The organism is Cupriavidus sp. 01T418 (assembly GCF_056398885.1).
The window spans coordinates 1-497 of the sequence record NZ_JBFTQG010000169.1; the positions used below are offsets into that span (position 1 = coordinate 1).

The 497-nt window shown below is 66.6% G+C and carries 1 protein-coding gene; it reads left to right on the plus strand.

The window, feature by feature from the left end; genetic code table 11:
• Positions 1 to 497: helix-turn-helix domain-containing protein (locus AC1DQ3_RS36750; RefSeq protein WP_477124984.1), on the plus strand; the 497-nt coding region annotated here is incomplete at both ends.

Sequence of the window (497 nt, forward strand, 5' to 3'; positions counted from 1 at the left end):
GTAAGCATGCGTGAGTTAGACAGGCTCAAGACCGTCCAGGCGGTCGTGGATGGTCAATTGCGGCCCGGCGTGGCCGCCGAACGGTTGGAGATCACGGATCGGCAATTCCGGCGGCTGCTGGAACGGTACAGGCAGGAAGGCCCGTCCGGGCTGGTGTCCCGCAAGCGCGGCCGGCCCAGCAACAACCGCATGCCGGCGGACCGCGAATCCGTGGCCCTTGGGCTGATCCGGGAACACTACGCCGACTTCGGCCCGACGCTGGCCTGCGAGAAGCTGCGTGAGCGCCATGGGTTGACTTTGTCCAAGGAAACGATCCGACGATTGATGACGACTGCCGGGCTTTGGGTGCCGCGCAAGCAGCGCCCGCCCAAGGTCTACCAGCCGCGCAACCGGCGCGCCTGTCTCGGTGAACTGATCCAGATCGACGGCTGCGACCACCGCTGGTTCGAAGACCGGGCGCCGGCGTGCACGCTGCTGGTCTATGTCGACGACGCCAC